Raw genomic sequence first — 17268 nt, forward strand, 5'->3', positions numbered from 1 at the left:
TGCCCCGCATGTCTACCCCCGCCCTCGACCCCACCGACGACCGCCGCTGGGCTTGGCTGCCCCCCATCGGCTCCCCCGGCTATTACGGCCTGCTGGTGGCGGTGGGCATGCTCGTGCTGGGGCCGTTGGGTGGCCTGGCCGCCAGTTACATGAACTTTGCCGTGGGCTTCTATGTGAATGCCCAGGTGATGGCGGGCATCCTGGGCTCCATCGTCACCCTGGGCTACGGTGCGGCCGGGCGCCACGGCGCCAACTACATGCAGACCATGGCCGCCAGCGTGGCCGGCATGATGGCCATGAGCTCGCTGCTGCAGGCCCGCGTGTGGCTGGGTTTGCCGCCGGTGCCGCACTGGCAGTTGGTGACCTACATGCTGGCCATCGGCCTGCTGGGCTGCGGCATCGGCATGCTGTACACGCCGGTGCTGGTGGAGCGCATGAAGCTCACCTACCCCTCAGGTCTGGCCGTGGCCAACATCATCCGAGCACTGACCGACCCGGTGCTGCTCAGGCGCTCGGTGGGCCGGCTGTTCGGTGGCATGGCTGCCGGCCTGGGGCTGGGCGTGGCCTCGGTCAAGGTTGCGGTGCTGGGCGCCATCGAGATGAGCGTGGCCACCTTCGGCGCCGGGCTCATCGTGGGCGCACGCATCACCATCCCGGCCATCACCTCGGGCCTGCTGTTTTGGGCGCTGACGCCCACCTTCGTCGACATCGGCTGGCTGCAAGAAGGCGAGCCGTTTCGCAAGATCGCCTTCCTGATTGCGCTGGGCCTGATCCTGGGCGCCACCTTCATCGACATCGCGCTCATCCTCTGGCAAGCCGTGCAGCGCCTGCGCGGCATCGACCCCAACCCGCTGCCGCCGACGGACGAAACCCGTGGCCCGCGCCACAGCGTGCCGCGCTTGCTGGCCTTCGTGGCCGCCAGCGCCGTGGCCGTGGTGGTCTGCGGCACGCAGTTCTTCGACGTGCCCCTGCTCTTCATGGTGATGGGCTTGGCCATGACCGCCGTGCTGGTGATGGGCAATGGCATTTCGGTGGGCATCAGCGACAGCAACCCCATCAGCTCGGCCTTCGTGGTCAGCGTCATCGTTTTCGCGCTGGCCGGCCTGACCGACCCCATGGTCGGCCTGATGGCGGCCACCGTGCTGCTGGTGGCCACCAGCATCGGGTGCGACATGCAACAAGACCGCAGCACCGGCTGGCGCCTGGGCAGCAATCGCACGCTGCAGTTCCGCTTCCAGGTGGGGGGCATCTTCCTCGGGGCCCTGCTGGCGGTGGGCATCGCCGAGCTGTTCATGTCGGCCTACCCGGTGCTCAAGCTGGACCAGACCCTGATGAGCGCCGACCAGCAGCCCGCGCAGTGGTCGTCGGCCATGACCTACAAGTTCGTGGGCGTGCTGCGGGGGCTGGCCGAGCCCAACCCGCACCAAACCCAAGCCATCGTGTTGGGCTTGGTGGTGGGTTTCGCGATGGAGTTGGCGCGCAAGCTGCTCAAGCGTGCGGCCGCCTACCAGCGCTGGGTGGCCTCGGGCCGGGCGGGTTTCGCCACCGACTTTTGCGTCGATGCCCTGGTGCTGCCCAGCCCCTACGCCTTCAGTTTTGGCGGTTTCGTGAATCTGCCCACTTCCCTGTGGTTTGGCATCGGCGGTATCGTTTCCTCCGTGGTCAACACCTTCGCCCAACGACGCCAGCGCGACGACACGCTGCCCAGCGACATGAGCGCCACGTCGCTGCTGGGCGGTGGCTTGATCGCCGGCGATGCTTTGGCGGCCCTGGGCCTGGGCGTGGTGGGCCTGTTGGCCCTGCTCTGATGCTGGAACGCCGACGCTTCATCGCCACCGCCCCGTGGGGTCTGGCGTGGGCGTCGGGTTCTGCCCAAGCAGCGCGTCCAGAAGCGGCGCTGCGCATGCCGGGCCCGCCGTTTCGCGTGGGCGAGTACCCCTACTTCCAAGGCGACCTGGCCGCCTTGGCCCTGCAAAAAGTCGGCATCACGACGCCGCTGGAGATCCTCTCCACCCAGACGTGGCCCCGCCAAGTGCGCGAACTCCACGACGGCCACGCCGATCTGGCCCCGCTGCCCGCCGTCGACCCCGGCCTGTACGCCAAGTTTCACGTGCGGCGCGTGGACTTCCCCATCCGGCGCGGTTTGCTCGGGGTACGCCAACTGGTGGTGCGCAGCGACCGGGTGGATGAATTCGCACGCTTGCCCGATCTGGCCGCGCTGCAGAGGCGCTACCGCTTGGGCTACGGCACCGAATGGGGCGACTTGCCGGTGATGCGCCAGCTGGGCTTTCGGGTGGCCACCGAGCGCACCACCGCCCTGCTTTACGAGGGGCTGCGCAACGGACGCATTGACTTTTTGAGCCGTGGGCTGAACGAGGCCCCCTCCGAGGTGCCCCGCTTCACCGGGCCGGATCAGGAGTTTTCGCTGGTGCCCGGGGTGCTGCTGTTCTACCCGCTGGACGACTGTTATTTCGTCAGCCACCGCCGCCCCGAGCTGGCCGCCCGGCTGCTGCGTGGCCTGCGAACGGCGCTGGCCGATGGCAGCTACCGCCAGCTGTTCCACCAGCACTTCGGCGAATCCCTGGCCGCGGTGCGCGATGCCCGCGTCTGGCGGCTGGACGCCTACCCGCGCCCGCCGGGGCTGCCTTTGAGCGACTACGACGTGCTTCAACGCTGGATGCCCAGGCGTGCCGCTGCTCAGCTCCCGCAACACGCCTGAGCCCCGTAGGATGGGGCCTTGACCACCCGCCCAGGAGACCCCATGAGCGACGCTTCGTTCAGCAAATTGGTGCCCGGTTTCGAGTTCCTGCAAGGCCTGATGAAGAACGCCGGTCAAAACCTGCCCGGAGTCGGTGCCATCGGTCAGTGGGTGGCGCCCACGCTCAACCCCGAGGAATTGGGCAAGCGCATCGAAGAGCTGCGCACCGTGCAGTTCTGGTTGGAACAAAACGCCCGCATGCTGGCCGCCACCATCCAGGCCCTGGAGGTGCAGCGCATGACGCTGTCCACCCTCAAGACCATGAACGTGCCGCTGGCCGAACTCAAGGAGGCGCTGAAGGTGCCCGACCTCAGCGGCGTCCCCGGCGTACCTGGCGTGCCACCAGGCGCGGTGAAGGCCGGCAAAAAAGTGGCCAAAAAGGCTGCAGGGGCTGCCCTCAAGGGCGCCAGCAAGGTGGCGGCTGCGGCCGCCGACAAGGTGGACCCTCAAGAGAAGGCCGCATTGGGCGTGGACCCGATGCAATGGTGGGGGGCACTCACGCAGCAGTTCAGCCAAGTGGCCGCCAACGCCATGAAAGACAGCGCCACCGACGCCGCCAAGGGCTTGGCGCAAAGCCTCGTCAAGCAAAGCATCGATGCCGCGGGCGACACCCTGCGCAAGGCGGCCAGCGTGCCGCAGGCCGTGGCCAAGAGCCTCACCCCCCGCACGCCCGCGGACCCGGCGGCCCCGCGCAAACGCAGCACCAGCAGCACGCGGCGCGGATGAGCCTGGCGGCCGCGATCGACGGGCGGAGCACCGAACGCGCCGAGCGCCAGCGCGCCCTGCTGGCGGCGCTCAAACCCGTGCTGCCGGCCGAAAGCCTGCTCTGGCGCGACGCGCAGCTCGCCCCTTTTGAGTGTGACGGATTCACCGCCATGCGCGCGCGCCCACTGGCGGTGGCCCTGCCCGCGAGTGAAGACGAACTCGTGGCGGTGCTGAAGGCCGCGCACGCCCTGGGCGTGCCCATCGTGCCGCGAGGCGCCGGCACCGGCCTGTCGGGCGGCGCCATGCCGCACGCCACGGGCCTGAGCCTGGGCCTGAGCAAGTTCAACCGCGTGCTGGCCATCGACCCGCTGGCCCGCACCGCACGCGTGCAGTGCGGCGTGCGCAACCTCGCCATCAGCGAGGCGGCCGCCGTGCACGGCCTGTACTACGCGCCCGACCCCAGCAGCCAAATCGCCTGCACCATCGGTGGCAACGTCAGCGAGAACGCCGGTGGCGTGCACTGCCTGAAGTACGGGCTCACGCTGCACAACGTCATCGGCTTGAAAGGCTACACCGCCGCGGGCGAACCCCTCGAGCTGGGCAGCATGGCCGGCGCCATCGACACCGCCGGCCCCGACCTGCTGGCCCTGGCCATCGGCAGCGAGGGCCTGCTGATGGTGGTGACCGAGGTGCTGGTGCGCCTGACCCCGAAGCCCGCGCTGGCGCGCTGCCTGCTGGCCAGCTTCGACGAGGTGACGAAGGCCGGCGAGGCCGTGGCCGCGCTCATCGCCGCCGGCCTGACGCCCGCCGGCCTGGAGATGATGGACAAGCCCATGACCGCGGCCGTCGAGGCCTTCGTGCACGCTGGTTACGACCTGAATGCCGCCGCCCTCCTGCTGTGCGAAAGCGATGGCGAGCCCGCCAGCGTGGAGGCCGAGCTGGCGCAGATGCGCGCCGTGCTCGAGCGCTGCGGTGCCACCCGCATCGAGGTCAGCCGCGACGAGGCCGAGCGCCTGCGCTTCTGGAGCGGCCGCAAGAACGCCTTCCCCGCCAGCGGGCGCCTGAGCCCCGACTACCTGTGCATGGACGCCTCCATCCCCCGCCGCCGCCTGGCCGAGATGCTGCAGCGCATCGAGGCCATGCAAGGCGACTGGGGCCTGCGCTGCGCCAACGTCTTCCACGCCGGCGACGGCAACCTGCACCCGCTGATCTTGTTCGATGGCCATGACCCCGATCAGGTCCGCCGGGCCGAGGGCTTCGGCGCCGCCATCTTGGCCACGGCCGTGGCCATGGGCGGCACCATCACCGGCGAACACGGCGTGGGCGTGGAAAAGCTCGGCTCCATGTGCGTGCAGTTCAGCGCCGAAGAGCTGAAGGCCTTCCACGGCGTCAAGGCCGCCTGGGACCCGAGCGGTCACCTGAACCCGGGTAAGGCCATCCCGCTGCTGAACCGCTGCGCGGAAGGAGGCCAGTTGTGGGTGCGCGGCGGCGTGCTGCCGCACCCCGAGCTGGAGCGCTTTTGATGCGCACCATCGCCGAGCGCCTGCGCGAAGCCAGCGCCCGCCGCCAGCCGCTGGAGTTGCTCGGCCACGGCAGCAAGCGCTTCTATGGCGGCGTGCCGCAAGGCGCACTTTGGCCCCTGGGGCAAGAGCCCGAACTGGTGGGCGTGCGGGCCTTCGAGCCTTCGGAGCTTCACGTCACCGTCGGTGCCGCCACGCCGCTGCGCGATCTGGAGCACCTGCTCGCCCAGCACGGCCAGCACCTGGCCTGCGAGCCGCCGCGTTTTGGCAACGAGGGCACCGTGGGCGGCCTCATCGCCACCGGCCTGAGCGGCCCCGCGCGCCCTTACAGAGGCGCGGTGCGCGACCACCTGTTGGGCCTCACGCTCATCGACGGCCAAGGCCAAGTGCTGAAGTTCGGCGGCACGTTGATGAAGAACGTGGCCGGCTTTGACGTGAGCCGCCTGATGGTGGGCGCGATGGGCACGCTGGGCCTGATCGCCGAGGCCACCCTCCAAGTGGCGCCATTGCCGCAGGCCCGGGCCACGCTGCACTTCCACGCCGCGGCCGACGACGCCCTGCACGCCATGAACCGCGCCGCCGCCCAAGGTTTTCCCTTGAGCGCCAGCGCCTGGTGGGATGGCGGCCTGCTGCTGCGCTTGGCTGGCAACGAAGCCGCCGTGGCCAGCGCCCGCCAGCGCCTGGGCGGCGAGCTTCTGCCCGCCGACGCGGCCGATGCCTTTTGGGCCGGCCTGCGCCACCAAACCGACGAGTTCTTCGCCGGCGCCGTGCGCGCCATCCAGGCGGGCAGCGGCGTGGCCATCTGGCGCCTGTCGGTGCCGCCCACCGCGCCCATGCTCAAGGTGCCCGGCGAGCAGCTCATCGAGTGGGGCGGCGCCCTGCGCTGGCTCGTCACCCCGCTGGAAGGCGGCCGCATCCGCGACCTGGCCCGCCGTGCCGGCGGTCAGGCCACGCTGTACGCAGCGATGGACAAGGCTGGCCCGGTCTTCGAGCCGCCCTCGGCCGTGCTGGCCCCGGTGCTGGCGCGGCTGAAGGCGCAGTTCGACCCGGCGGGGGTGATCAACCCGGGTCGCAGCGGTTGGGCGTGAGGTCCCGCTGGCGTTCAGGCGGGGCGGCCAGCAGGCCGATCGCCGCACTCTTGGCCGTGCTGCCTCCGCTGGGCTTGGCCTGGGCGCTGTCGTTCGTCGGACCGCCGCCTGCCGATGCGCCCCGCGCCTTCGCCACGATGGCCGTGCTCGCCGTGCCGCTTCCGCGCAGCACGGCGGGCAATCCCGCACCGGCGGTCGCTCGCCCGCTGCCCCGGTCGCCGGTGCTGCCGCAGCCGTTGGCGGCCTCGGTCCATCCGGCGGGCGATCCTGTCTCGCCCGCTCCGGCCGACACGCCGTCCGAGGCCACGGCGCCCGCGGACGTCGCCAGCGGGCCACTTCGGGTGTCGCCTCAGGATGTGCAGCGCGCCATGGCCGCCGCTCGCCACCCGGTCTGGCAGCAGGCGGAGCGATCGGGGCAGCGACTGAACCCCGAACCCGTCAGCCAGCAAGAGCGCCTGGGTGCCTCCATCGCGCGTGCGGCCAAGCCCGACTGTTTCGGCAAGGAGCAAGGCGCCGCGGGCTTGTTCGCGCTGGTGGCGATCCCGGTTCAGATCGCCCGCGACAGCTGCAAGATGCCCTGAGCGGCGCCTTGGCGCGCTAACGCGGCAGCGGAGATGGCGGCTCCTGCGGTACCGCAGGTTCGGCCCGCGCCGGTGCCGCGGCATCCCGCCGCAGCGCCGCAAACGGCCCGAACAGCCACGAGCGCACGGCGATCACCAGCGTGTACGGCCGGCGCTGCTCGGGCGGAAGGCGCTGGTCGGCCAGGTGCTGCTGGGCGAAGTCTTGCGTCACGCGCTCCAGGCGTTCGTTGAAGGCCGTGATCAGGTTGTGGCCGATCTGGCCGTGCACCACCATCAGGCGTTCGCCCTCGCCGTCGAAGTCGCTGTTGAAGTAGTCGCCCACGGCGTGCTCGCGGAAGAAGCGCATCACCGGGCCGCCCGGGCGCCAGCGGAAGGTCTTGGCCACCAGCAGGCGATAGCGATTCAGCGGCCGCAACTCGATGAAACCCAGCCGGTCGAGGTGGGCCAGGTGGCCGATGGCCTCGGCTTCGTCGAAGTCGTAGGTGCTGATCACCTGCTCGAAGGGCCATTGCGACAGGCAGCAAATCGCCATCAAGAGCAGCTTGGGGTTCTTCACCACGGCCTGCTCTTGCTCTTCCGACAGCTCGCGGCGCAGGGGCTGGGCGTCGGCCACGCGGCGGGCCAGGTCGGCGAAGTCCATCTTCAGCACGCGCAGCACCTCGTCGATGCGCGACAGCGGCAGGTCGCCCTCGGTGGCGAACATGCGCTTGACGCTGCTTTCGGCCAGGTCCAGGTGCCGCGCCAATTCGGCGTAAGTGATGCCGGCCAGCTTCAGCTCGGCCTTCAGTGCGGCGATCAGGTCACGGGTGCTCGACATGCGGCGAAGTATCGCCACGCCAAGCCCGCTCGGGCCGTGGGGTTCACAGGGGCATGTGCAAGGACAGCATCAGGCCGCCATCGCTCTGCGGCGACACCGCCACCGTCGTGCCCACCGGCGTGACCCGCCAGCGGGCGATGCCGTACGACAGCCCGGCCGCCACGGCGACTTCGCTCCAGCGGTGCCGGCGGGTCTGCACCCGCGTGTGGCCGACGTAGGTGGCCACCGCGTACAGGGGCCAAGCGGTGTCCCAGCCGTGGCGCTGGTGCACATAGGCAGCGGCCGAGAACGCTCGCGCCGCATGCCCACTGGGGAAGGACTTGTCGTCGCTGCCGTCAGGCCGCGTCACACCCGTGTTTTTCTTCAGCACCTCGGTGATCCCGGCGCTCAAGGCAAAGGTTTGAACCAGCTGCCACGCACCTTCGCCATCGCCGCGCCACGCTTCTGCGGCCAGCACGCCCACCGGCAGGGCCAAGCTGAGCACATCGCCGGCCCGGCGTTCGCCATCCTTGGCGGCGTGGGCCGCCGTGAGGGCGACGGCCAACCCCAGAGCGACAGTGAGGCGAGTGGCAGCAAGCATGACGAGTCCTCCAAGAGTGCTGCCGATGCTAGGCACGGCGCATGCCCTTCGCAAGGTGAGGGGGACCGGGCTCGGTCTCGTTGCGCGATACCCAGCGCTTCAGCACGCAGCACGCCGCCCAAAGGCTTTGACCCACAGGCGCAGCGCCGACACCATCCGGCCACCTCAACTTCCGGAGCGCTTGTTCTCCCATGAACCCCCACCCTTCGAAGCCGCATGCCCGCCACGACACCAAGGCCTGGCAAGTGCAGGTTTGGATCTCCTTCGGCGTCGCCGTCGTGTTGTGCGGCTCGGGTCTGGCCTATCTGCCTGTGGCGCCCATCGAGCGCGCCTTCATGGTGATGGCCTATGTGTTCTGTCTGTGCGCCGTGTTCGCGCTGGCCAAGTACGTGCGCGACCGCCATGCCGGCCTGCCCGAAACCCCGGCCTGGGGTTTGGTGGTGTGGGGCGGCTTCGGCTGCGCCATGGGGCTGACCGGCTGGGGCTTGGCGCAACTGACCATCGCCCCCCCGTATGCCGCTTTCTTGCTGGTGTCTTGGCTGTTCCTGATCTCTTCCGCCTTCACCCTGGCCAAGACCCTGCGCGATGCGCACGAAGCCCTGTTGGCCGAGCGCGCCTGATCCTTGAAGGAGTGATGAGCATGAAACGCATGTCGATCTCGTTGGCTTCCGCCGCCTTGGCGGCGACCCTGATCTTGGTGGCGCAGTCCGCCCACGCCCACAGCGAGTTGTCGGAAGTCAGCGCCTTGTCCGCCCTGCCGGTGGCCGTGTCGGTGGCTGCGCCGGTGGCCATCCTCAGCGGCGGCGTGGTCCTCACCGTGGTGAGCGTGCAGGCCAGCGCCACTGGCACGGTGTGGGTGGTGGAGCGCGCCAGCGACGGTGCGCGCGCCAGCATCCGCTTCGCGGGCCAAGTGGCGCAGTCGGCCTTGTTGTCGGTGGGCACGGCGGTGGTGGTCACCGTGGTGTCCACGGGCACGGTGCTGTCGGTGGCGGGTCAGGCCATCGCCTTCATCCCGAGCGCCATCGGCGAGGCCTTGCTCTACAACGAGCCCATCGCCCGATGAGCGCCGCGCTGCGCCGCACCACCGCCGCCGTGGCGGCCGCATTCGCCCTGGCCACGGCGCACGCCGGTCGCCCTTGCGACGAGCGCCCGCCCACCGTGCACGCGGTGACCCAGGGTCTGGGCCTGGGCGAGCGCACCGCCCGCGCGCTGGACGCCAGCGGCGCCGAAGTGGTGCTGTTGGCGCGGGCCGGCCAAGACTTGAGCCCGTACCGGCTGCGCTGGTCGCACCTGGCCTTTGCCTACCGCGTGAAGCCGCCTGAAGGCGACGCGCCCGGCACCTGGCGCGTGGTGCACAAGCTGAACCACTGCGGCAGCGACCGCGCCGGCCTGTACCGCCAAGGCCTGGGCGACTTTTTCCTGGACAGTCCGCACCGCTTTGAAGCTGCCTACGCCGTGCTGCGGCCTGACGTGGCACAGCGCCTGCGCCCCGTGCTGGAGGACAACACTCGGCTGGCCCGCTGGCACGAGCGCCGCTACAGCGTGGTGAGCTACGCCTGGGGCACGCGCTACCAACAAAGCAACCAATGGCTGACCGAGACCCTGGCCGGCGCCATGGCGCCCGAGGCCGTGGACCGCGAGCGCGCCCAAGCCTGGTTGCGCCTGCAGGGCTACGAGCCCACGCGGCTGCGCATCGGCGCCCTGACGCGCCTGGGCGGCCGCATGACCCAAGCCAACGTCGCCTTCGACGACCACCCCAGCCACCTGCGCTTCAGCGACCGCATCGACACCGTCACCGCCGACTCGGTGTTTGCCTGGGTGTCGCGCAGCGGCCTGGGCACCCCAGAGCGCACCGTGCGCTGACGACAATCGCCCGCCGAACCCGGGAGCCGGACCGTGAGCCAAGAACACCCCAGCCAGTTTGCGTTGATGACCCAGCGGCGCTTCGCGCCCTTCTTTTGGACGCAGTTCCTGGGCGCTGCCAACGACAACCTGTTCAAGTTCGCCTTCACGGTGCTGGTGACCTACCAGCTGTCGGTGAGTTGGCTGCCGCCGGCCATGGCCGGCTTGGTGATCGGCGCGGTCTTCATCCTGCCCTTCGTGCTGTTCAGCGCCACCTCGGGCCAGCTGGCCGACAAGTTCGACAAGCGCGCGCTGATGCACGGCATCAAGAGCTTCGAGGTGGCCATCATGGTCATCGGCACCTACGGCCTGTACGCCAAGGCCGTGCCGGTGATGCTGGGCTGCATCTTCTTGCTCGGCCTGCACAGCACCCTGTTCGGCCCGGTGAAGTACGCCTACCTGCCGGAGCACCTGCGCCCCGACGAGCTGACCGGCGGCAACGGCATGGTGGAGATGGGCACCTTCGTGTCCATCTTGCTGGGCAACATCCTGGGGGGCGTGCTCATCGCCATCCCCGAGGTCGGCGCGCAGTACGTCGCCTGGGGCTGCCTGGTCTTCGCCATCTTGGGTCGCCTGACGGCCCAGGCCCTGCCCGAAACACCGGCCAGCGACCCCAGCCTGCGCATCAACTGGAACCCCTTCACCGAGACCTGGCGCAACCTGCAGATCGCCCGCGAAAGCCTGGTCGTGTTCCGATCGCTGCTGGGCATTTCGTGGATGTGGTTCGTGGGCGCTGTTTTCTTGGGCAACTTCCCCGCCATCGCCAAGGACGTGGTGCACGGCAACGAGCAAGTGGCCTCGCTGCTGCTGGTGGTGTTCTCGGTGGGCATCGCCATCGGCTCGCTGCTGTGCGAAACGCTCAGCCGCCGCATGGTCGAAATCGGCCTCGTGCCCCTGGGCTGCCTGGGCATGACGGTGTTCTCCGTGGACCTCTACTTCGCCTGCACGGCGCTGCCGGTGCACACCGGCGCGGCCTTCACCCTGCGCGAGTTCGTCGCCGCGCCGGGCCATGCCCGCGTGATGCTGGACCTGGCCTTGATCGCCCTGAGTGCCGGCCTGTACAGCGTGCCCATGTACGCGCTGATTCAGCTGCGCGCACAACCCACGCACCGCGCGCGGATCATCGCGGCCAACAACATCCTCAACGCGCTGTTCATGATCGCCGCCAGCGTCATCGCCGGCGCCATGCTGTCCAGCGGCTTCACGGTGCCGCAGCTGTTTCTGGCCATCGGCATCGCCAACGCGGTGGTCGGCGCCTACATCTTTCTGGTGGTGCCCGAGTACCTGCTGCGCTTCATCGCCTTCGTGCTCAGCCACACCATTTACCGACTGCGCTTGAAGGGCGAGCAGCACATCCCCACCGAGGGCCCGGTGCTGCTGGTGTGCAACCACGTCAGCTTCATCGACGCCGTGCTGCTCATGGCCGTGAGCCCGCGCCCGGTGCGCTTCATCATGGACCACCGCATCTTCCGTGTTCCCGTGCTGGGCTGGCTGTTCAAGCTGGTCAAGGCCATCCCCGTGGCCTCGCAGAAGGAAGACCCCGTGGCCTACGCCAAGGCCTTCGAAGCCGCCTCGCAGGTGCTGCGCGAGGGCGACGTGCTGGCCATCTTCCCCGAGGGCGGCATCACCCGCGACGGCACGCTGCAGCCCTTCAAGGCCGGGTTGATGAAGATCTTGGAGACCGACCCCGTGCCCGTGGTGCCCATGGCGCTGAAGAACCTGTGGGGCTCATTCTTCAGCCGCGCCGAGGGCGGAACCGCCATGAGCAGGCCCTTCCGCCGGGGCCTTTTCAGCCGGGTGGAAGTGGTGGTGGGCGAGCCCGTGCCGCCCCAGCAGGTCAGCCCGGAGGGCCTGCGGCAGCGGGTGGCCGCTTTGTTGGAAGGCTGAGATTTCATGCAAGCACCGTTGACCATCCAGGTGGACTACAGCCTGCACGCCTACCGGTCCTTGACGACGGAGCGCTGGGTCGATGCGATGGCAGAGGTCAGCGCCAAGGTCGGCCGGCCGGTGAACCGGTGGGAGCGGGCCGTGTCGCTCGCGTTTTGGCAGTTGGTCGTGACCGTCGTGTGGGCGGTCAAGCGATTCCGCGTCGGGCGTTGCATCTTCCATCTGGATGCCGAAGGCGTGACGCGCAACAGCGCAAGGATGGGTGCGCTCCATGCGCCCTGGTCGCGATTTCGCCGCGTGCAGGCCTTGCCATCGGGTTGGCTGCTCCACACCGACCGCGGCGCCATCGCCTTGCCCAAAGAGTGCGTGAGCGCGGCGCAGGAGGAGGCGCTGATCGCGCTCGTCCCGCCGGCGCTTTGGTCCGCGCCGACCTGATGCACGCGCTGCGCACCGCTCGCCTGCTGCTGCGCCCGCCGCACGCCGAGTTGGCCGAGGCGGTGGCCGACTTCCTGCGCCGCAACAGCGCCCATTTCGCCCCCTGGGACCCCCCCCGCCCGGCGGGCCTGCACACCGTCGCGCACCAGCGCGACCTGCTGGCCAGCCAGGCGCTGGCGCAGGCCAATGGCAGTGCCTACCGCTGGTTCTTGACGCGGCACGACGCGCCCCAGGTTGTGATCGGCTCGGCCTCGCTCAGCAACGTGGCGCGCGGCCCGCACCAAGGGGCTTCGCTCGGCTACGCGCTGGACGCCGCCAGCCAAGGCGCTGGCCTAATGCACGAGGCCCTACAGGCCGTCGTCGGCGAAGCCTTTGGTCCCTTGAACCTGCATCGCCTGCAAGCCGCGGTCCGGCCCGAGAACGCCCGCAGCGCCGCCGTGCTACAGCGCCTGGGCTTTCGAGAGGTGGGACTGGCGCGGGATTACCTGTTCATCGACGGCGCGTGGCGCGACCATGTGCTGACCGAGTTGACCCACCCGGACTTCGTGCTGCCCCCGGAGTGGGTCAGAGCGCCGCGCTGAGGCTCGCCTGAAGCAGGCGCCCCGGGCGCTCGACGTAGAGCCCGCTGCCGCGCAGCTCGAAGCTGCGGTGGTTCAGCGCGTTGGTCATCAGCACGCGGGCCGTGAAGGCTTGGGGGCCCAGCTGGAAGGACCAGCGGGCGCCCAGGTCGAGCTCGGTCAGCGCCGGCAGGTTCACGCGGTTGTCGCGCGTGGCGGTGATGGGGCCGGTGTGGGCCAGGCCCAGGTCGAAGGCGGCGCCGCCCAGCGCGGCGGGGCGCCACACCAGGTTCAGGCGACCGCTGCGTTCGGCTTGGCCCACGGGGCGCTCGCCCACCCGGCCTAAGCGCACAGCCTCGCCGCTGACGCGGGGGCGCATCAGCACGGCGCCGGTGACCAGCTGCCATTCCGGGGAAAGGGCGCCACTGAGCGACAGCTCCACGCCGCGGTGGCGCACCTCGCCCAGCTCGGTGAAGAGGTTGGCGGCGTCGAGGTTGTAGTAGGGCTTGCGCACGTCGAACACGCCGGCCACCAGCTTGAGGACCGGCGTGGCCTGCCAGCGCAGGCCGGCGTCGCGCTGCGTGGTTTGCAGCGCGGGCATGGCCTGGTTGCGGTTGCTGGCGTTGGCCGGGGCCACGCCGCTTTCTTCCAGGCCTTGGGTGAAGCCGGCGTAGACCGCCAGCGTGGGGCTCAGGTGCCAGGCCCCGTTGGCCATGGGCAGCCAGGGCTGGCTGGCGGTGGCGGCGCGCGGGGTGCCCGATGCGGAGGGGCTTTGCACCGTCTTGCGGTAGTCGCTGCGCTGCAGGGCCACGCTGGCCTCGACCTGGCGCGCCCACTGCAGGCCATAGGCCAAGCCGCCGCTGTGCTGCAGCACGCGGTCGTGCGTGCGTTCGCCAAACACCCAGCTGGGCTGCGCGGGCTCGAAGGGCGCGTCGATGGCCATGCGGCCGTAGTCCAGGCTTTGCGAGCCGCCCACCAAGCGGGTGCGCGAGCGGCCGCTGGCCTGCAGGGTCAAGCGGTGCTGCCAGTCGCCGTCCGCCCAATGGCGGGTCAGGCGCAGCTCACCGCTGTCGGACGCAACCTTGGACGGCGGGTCTTTGATCACGCGGCGCAGGCCCGTGCCGTCGGGCTGCAGGTCCAGCATCAGGTTGGCGAAGCTGGCGCGGTCGTCGAACTCGGAATGGAACAGGCCCAGGCGCAGGGTCCAAGCGGGATCGAGCGCATGGCGCAACAGCAGGCCGCGGTTCAAGCCCACGCCTTGGTAAGCGGCCCAGCTGGGGCCTTGGAACTGGCGAGGCGGGCTGAAGGGCGGCAGGCCGGCGTAGCCGGGTTGCAGCAGGGGGCCGATCTGGTCGTGCGTGGTGTCGGTGCGGGCCCAGAACACCGTGGCGTCGGTGTGGGTGTCGGGCCGCCAGCGCAGGGCCAGCGCGGCGGTGGTGTTGTTGGCGTCGGTGCCGTTGCCGTACTCGGTGTGCGTGGCCTGCACGCCGCCTTGCACCGACCAGCCCGCGCCCAGCGGCCGGCTGCCGTCCAGCTCCAGGTAACGACCGCCCCAAGCGTCGCCGCCCACGGCCAGGTCCACGCTGGCGCGCTCGCCCGGGCGGCGCAGGCGCACGTCCACCACGCCGGTGGGCGCGGGGAAGGCTTGGCCCTGGGCGCTCAGGCCCACGCGGATGGCCTGGGCGCCGCGCAGGCGCTGCGGCAGGTTCCACACCTGGTCGAAGTACAGGCCTTCGATGCGTACGTTGCCCGCCGCCGTGGGCGAGAAGCCGCGCACGCTGCCGGCCGAGTACAGGCCGATGCTTTCGCGGCCGACGCTGGTGCCAAAGGCGTCGTCGGCGGCCGACACGGCCGCGCCTTGGGCGGCGGCCAGCGCGGGGCCAAGGCAAAGCAACAGCGGACAAAGACGGGACACGGGGAGCAGGGCTGGATGCGAGGCGCGGCAGTGTAGGCAGGGCGATCGTGCAAGCGCGCTGAACATTGACGACGAAGCGGCGCCGCGGTGGTCGTCCGCCCCGCCTCGGACAATAGGGCGTCCATGCCTGCATCCCCCGCCGACCTGCACCGCGACCTCGACGCGCTGTACGACACCCTGATCGCCACCGTCCCCGGCGCCACCCCGCGCGCCGGGCAGCGCGAAATGCTGCTCGCCATCGGCGACGCCCTGGCCGAGGCCGCCTTCGAGCCCGAGGCCCCCACGCGCGTGGCCGTGATCGAGGCCGGCACCGGCGTGGGCAAGACGCGCGCCTACCTCGCCGCCGCCATCACCCTGGCGCGCCGCGCGGGCGTCAAGGTCGTCGTCAGCACCTCCACCGTGGCGCTGCAAGAGCAGGTCATCGGCAAGGACCTGCCCGAGCTGGGCGACGCGCTGGAGGTGGCGCCCACCGTGGCCCTGCTCAAGGGCCGCGGCCGCTACCTGTGCCCGGTGAAGCTGGAGCAGGCCTGCACCGGCGAGCAAGTGGGGCTGGCCGACCTGGCCCCGCCCGGCGATGAAACCGCCGAGCCCGAGCCTATGACGACCCTGCCGATCGAGCGCTGGCAGGTGCTGCGCCAGCGCTGGGACACCGGCCAGTGGGACGGCGAGCGCGACAGCCTGGGGCCTGACGACCTGGTGCAGTGGCACGCCATCGCGGCCGATCGCATGAGCTGCACCAGCCGCCAGTGCCCCAAGTTCCACCACTGCCCCTACTTCGACGCCAAGCGCGCCGCGGCCAAGGCCGACGTGCTGGTGGCCAACCACGACCTGGTGCTGGCCAGCCTGCGCAGCGACGCCAGCAGCCTGCCCAGCGGCGACCGCGCCATCTTCGTGTTCGACGAGGGCCACCACCTGGCCGAGACCGCGCTGGCCCACTTCGCCTGCGAGGCCACGCTCAGCGACCGCCGCTGGCTGCAGCGCCTGGAAAAGGCCCTGGTGCACGCCGCGCAGCTGCTGCGCTACCCCGGCGGCTTCGACGGCTGCGGCTCGCCCCTGAGCCAGGCCCTGGACGAGCTGATGCGTGCCGTGATGGCCGAAGCCGGCTGGGGCGCGGTGAGCGAGCTGCAAGACCAAGCTCCAGTGGGTCGCGGCCCCCAGGCCCCCGCGCGCGTTCGCTTCGAACACGGCCTGCTGCCCGCCGCCCTCGTCGGCCCCTGGCAGGCGGTGCGCGACTGTGCGCAGCGCCTGCACGACAAGGCCACCGAGTTCTCCGCCTTCCTCAAGGCCGAGCGCGCCGCCGACGACACCCTGGGCCCGCTCATCGCGCTGCAGGTGGCCGAGATCGGCCCGCCCTTCAAGCGCCTGGCCGACGTGCTGGAAACCGCCCAGCTCACACTCAGTGAACCCGACGACGGCGAGCCCCCGGTGGCCAAATGGCTGGACTTCAGTTTGGGCGGCGCGCACCTGCGCGTCACCGCCCGGGCCTGCCCCTTGCTGGCCAGCAGCGTGCTGCGCCGCCACCTGTGGCCCGCCATGCGCGCCGTGGTCGTCACCTCGGCCACGCTCAAGGCCCTGGGCCGCTTCGACCACTTCCTGCGCGAGACCGGCCTGAGCGGCAAGCCCCTCGTGCTCACGCGCGAGGTCAGCAGCCCCTTCGACCACGCGACCCAGGGCAAGCTTGTCGTCGTGCCCACCCGCGCCAGCCCCAAGGCGGCGCAAGAGCACACCGCCGAGGTGGCGCGCCTAGTGTTGCAAGACTGGAAGCAGGTGCAACGCGGCGCGCTGGTGCTGTGCAGCAGCTGGGTGCAGCTCAACGCCATCGTGGCCGCCGCACCGGCGCACGTGCGCGAGCAACTGCGCGTGCAAGGCGAGGGCCCGCGAGACTGGCTGCTGCGCGAGCACCGCGCGGCCGTGGCGCGCGGCGAGCGCTCCATCCTGGTGGGCCTGCAAAGCTTCGGCGAGGGCCTGGACCTGCCCGGCGAGCTGTGCGAGTGGGTCTTCGTGCCCAAGCTGCCCTTCGCCAGCCCCGACGACCCCGTGGCCGAGGCCCGCGCCGAGTGGCTGCAGGCCCAAGGGCGCAGCCCCTTCGTCGAGTCGGTGGTGCCCGCCACCGCCGTGCGCCTGGCGCAGTGGCTGGGCCGCGGCATCCGCAGCGAGACCGACCACGCCACGCTCGTTTGCTACGACAGCCGCCTGAGCGGCACCGCCTTCGGCCGCCACATGCTGGCCGGCCTGCCCCCATTCACGAAGGTGGAGCGACGCGACGGCGTCGAGACGCCCATCGTGCTGCCAACCGAAAGAGTCTGAGCGCTGCATGGCGCCACGGCAGCGAAACGGCCAAAGCTGTTCCATTGCAGGGTGAAGGGTGCAGGCCAGGAGAATGACAGTAAAAAATATCGCGAAACCACAGCCCGTCGAATCGACCGAAGCCGGACAAAGAAACCGCATGTAACCACCAGCCAAGCGACCGACTGATTTGTTGGCAGCGCACCACTCAGCCTGGAAATGGGGTTGACAAATGGT

At 70.4% G+C, this 17268-nt stretch carries 16 protein-coding genes; 13 read left to right on the top strand and 3 right to left on the bottom strand.

Going from position 1 to position 17268, the window contains the following annotated elements:
* The first annotated feature begins 8 nt into the window (after positions 1 to 8).
* The 6 genes from O9335_RS02945 to O9335_RS02970 are packed head-to-tail and all read left to right on the top strand — an operon-like array spanning position 9 to position 6652.
* Positions 9 to 1808: an OPT/YSL family transporter gene (locus O9335_RS02945; protein ID WP_298383301.1), complete on the top strand. Its 1800-nt coding sequence runs from the start codon at positions 9 to 11 to the stop codon at positions 1806 to 1808.
* Positions 1808 to 2719: a hypothetical protein gene (locus O9335_RS02950; protein ID WP_298383304.1), complete on the top strand. Its 912-nt coding sequence runs from the start codon at positions 1808 to 1810 to the stop codon at positions 2717 to 2719. The genes O9335_RS02945 and O9335_RS02950 overlap by 1 nt, the downstream gene beginning before the upstream one ends.
* Before the next feature lie 42 nt (positions 2720 to 2761).
* Positions 2762 to 3484: a PhaM family polyhydroxyalkanoate granule multifunctional regulatory protein gene (locus tag O9335_RS02955; protein WP_298383306.1), complete on the top strand. Its 723-nt coding sequence runs from the start codon at positions 2762 to 2764 to the stop codon at positions 3482 to 3484.
* The gene (locus O9335_RS02960) at positions 3481 to 4986 is read left to right on the top strand and encodes an FAD-linked oxidase C-terminal domain-containing protein (protein WP_298383308.1); all 1506 of its coding nucleotides are present in this window, start codon (positions 3481 to 3483) and stop codon (positions 4984 to 4986) included. Before O9335_RS02955 ends, O9335_RS02960 begins: the two co-directional genes overlap by 4 nt.
* Entirely contained in the window at positions 4986 to 6071 is a 1086-nt protein-coding gene (glcE, locus tag O9335_RS02965) for a glycolate oxidase subunit GlcE (RefSeq protein WP_298383311.1), read from the top strand. The genes O9335_RS02960 and glcE overlap by 1 nt, the downstream gene beginning before the upstream one ends.
* 56 nt (positions 6072 to 6127) lie before the next feature.
* Positions 6128 to 6652 carry a hypothetical protein gene (locus O9335_RS02970; RefSeq protein ID WP_298383314.1) on the top strand — a complete coding sequence of 175 codons (525 nt, stop codon included), beginning with the start codon at positions 6128 to 6130 and terminating at the stop codon, positions 6650 to 6652.
* Positions 6653 to 6668: 16 nt separating this feature from the next.
* Here O9335_RS02970 and O9335_RS02975 read toward each other — a convergent pair whose 3' ends face one another.
* Together O9335_RS02975 and O9335_RS02980 are read right to left on the bottom strand one after the other, a co-directional pair.
* Positions 6669 to 7469: a helix-turn-helix transcriptional regulator gene (locus tag O9335_RS02975; RefSeq protein ID WP_298383317.1), complete on the bottom strand. Its 801-nt coding sequence runs from the start codon at positions 7467 to 7469 to the stop codon at positions 6669 to 6671.
* A gap of 43 nt (positions 7470 to 7512) precedes the next feature.
* Positions 7513 to 8049: a phosphatase PAP2 family protein gene (locus O9335_RS02980; RefSeq protein WP_298383322.1), complete on the bottom strand. Its 537-nt coding sequence runs from the start codon at positions 8047 to 8049 to the stop codon at positions 7513 to 7515.
* A 191-nt stretch (positions 8050 to 8240) separates the two neighbouring features.
* On the opposite strand from O9335_RS02980, the gene O9335_RS02985 reads away from it, so the two are divergent.
* From O9335_RS02985 to O9335_RS03010, 6 genes are all read left to right on the top strand, one after another.
* Entirely contained in the window at positions 8241 to 8669 is a 429-nt protein-coding gene (locus tag O9335_RS02985) for a YiaA/YiaB family inner membrane protein (RefSeq protein ID WP_298383325.1), read from the top strand.
* A 20-nt stretch (positions 8670 to 8689) separates the two neighbouring features.
* Positions 8690 to 9112, top strand: a complete 423-nt coding sequence (locus O9335_RS02990; protein WP_298383328.1) for a hypothetical protein — start codon at positions 8690 to 8692, stop codon at positions 9110 to 9112.
* A complete protein-coding gene (locus tag O9335_RS02995) occupies positions 9109 to 9912 on the top strand; it encodes a DUF2145 domain-containing protein (protein WP_298383331.1) in 804 nt (267 codons plus the stop codon). The genes O9335_RS02990 and O9335_RS02995 overlap by 4 nt, the downstream gene beginning before the upstream one ends.
* A 66-nt stretch (positions 9913 to 9978) precedes the next feature.
* A complete protein-coding gene (locus tag O9335_RS03000) occupies positions 9979 to 11838 on the top strand; it encodes an MFS transporter (protein ID WP_298383357.1) in 1860 nt (619 codons plus the stop codon).
* A 6-nt stretch (positions 11839 to 11844) separates the two neighbouring features.
* A complete protein-coding gene (locus tag O9335_RS03005; RefSeq protein ID WP_298383333.1) occupies positions 11845 to 12273 on the top strand; it encodes a YcxB family protein in 429 nt (142 codons plus the stop codon).
* Positions 12255 to 12854, top strand: coding sequence for a GNAT family N-acetyltransferase (locus O9335_RS03010; protein ID WP_298383335.1), 600 nt, complete (start codon positions 12255 to 12257; stop codon positions 12852 to 12854). Before O9335_RS03005 ends, O9335_RS03010 begins: the two co-directional genes overlap by 19 nt.
* Here O9335_RS03010 and O9335_RS03015 read toward each other — a convergent pair.
* Positions 12838 to 14745 (bottom strand): TonB-dependent receptor, encoded by a 1908-nt coding sequence (locus O9335_RS03015; RefSeq protein ID WP_298383337.1) that lies wholly within the window; start codon positions 14743 to 14745, stop codon positions 12838 to 12840. The genes O9335_RS03010 and O9335_RS03015 overlap by 17 nt on opposite strands.
* A gap of 123 nt (positions 14746 to 14868) precedes the next feature.
* Between O9335_RS03015 and dinG the strand changes: the two genes are divergently transcribed.
* Positions 14869 to 17052 (top strand): ATP-dependent DNA helicase DinG, encoded by a 2184-nt coding sequence (gene dinG, locus O9335_RS03020; protein WP_298383339.1) that lies wholly within the window; start codon positions 14869 to 14871, stop codon positions 17050 to 17052.
* Positions 17053 to 17268 lie beyond the last annotated feature (216 nt).

This window comes from Inhella sp., assembly GCF_027532025.1.
Lineage (GTDB): Bacteria > Pseudomonadota > Gammaproteobacteria > Burkholderiales > Burkholderiaceae_C > Inhella.

Coding starts and splice junctions, on each gene's coding strand:
- O9335_RS02975 (WP_298383317.1), bottom strand. CDS start 7,469: ATGTCGAGCACCCGTGACCTGATCGCCGCACTGAAGGCCGAGCTGAAG.
- O9335_RS02985 (WP_298383325.1), top strand. CDS start 8,241: ATGAACCCCCACCCTTCGAAGCCGCATGCCCGCCACGACACCAAGGCC.
- glcE (WP_298383311.1), top strand. CDS start 4,986: ATGCGCACCATCGCCGAGCGCCTGCGCGAAGCCAGCGCCCGCCGCCAG.
- O9335_RS02995 (WP_298383331.1), top strand. CDS start 9,109: ATGAGCGCCGCGCTGCGCCGCACCACCGCCGCCGTGGCGGCCGCATTC.
- O9335_RS02960 (WP_298383308.1), top strand. CDS start 3,481: ATGAGCCTGGCGGCCGCGATCGACGGGCGGAGCACCGAACGCGCCGAG.
- O9335_RS02945 (WP_298383301.1), top strand. CDS start 9: ATGTCTACCCCCGCCCTCGACCCCACCGACGACCGCCGCTGGGCTTGG.
- O9335_RS02950 (WP_298383304.1), top strand. CDS start 1,808: ATGCTGGAACGCCGACGCTTCATCGCCACCGCCCCGTGGGGTCTGGCG.
- O9335_RS03005 (WP_298383333.1), top strand. CDS start 11,845: ATGCAAGCACCGTTGACCATCCAGGTGGACTACAGCCTGCACGCCTAC.
- O9335_RS03000 (WP_298383357.1), top strand. CDS start 9,979: ATGACCCAGCGGCGCTTCGCGCCCTTCTTTTGGACGCAGTTCCTGGGC.
- O9335_RS02980 (WP_298383322.1), bottom strand. CDS start 8,049: ATGCTTGCTGCCACTCGCCTCACTGTCGCTCTGGGGTTGGCCGTCGCC.
- O9335_RS02955 (WP_298383306.1), top strand. CDS start 2,762: ATGAGCGACGCTTCGTTCAGCAAATTGGTGCCCGGTTTCGAGTTCCTG.
- O9335_RS02990 (WP_298383328.1), top strand. CDS start 8,690: ATGAAACGCATGTCGATCTCGTTGGCTTCCGCCGCCTTGGCGGCGACC.
- dinG (WP_298383339.1), top strand. CDS start 14,869: ATGCCTGCATCCCCCGCCGACCTGCACCGCGACCTCGACGCGCTGTAC.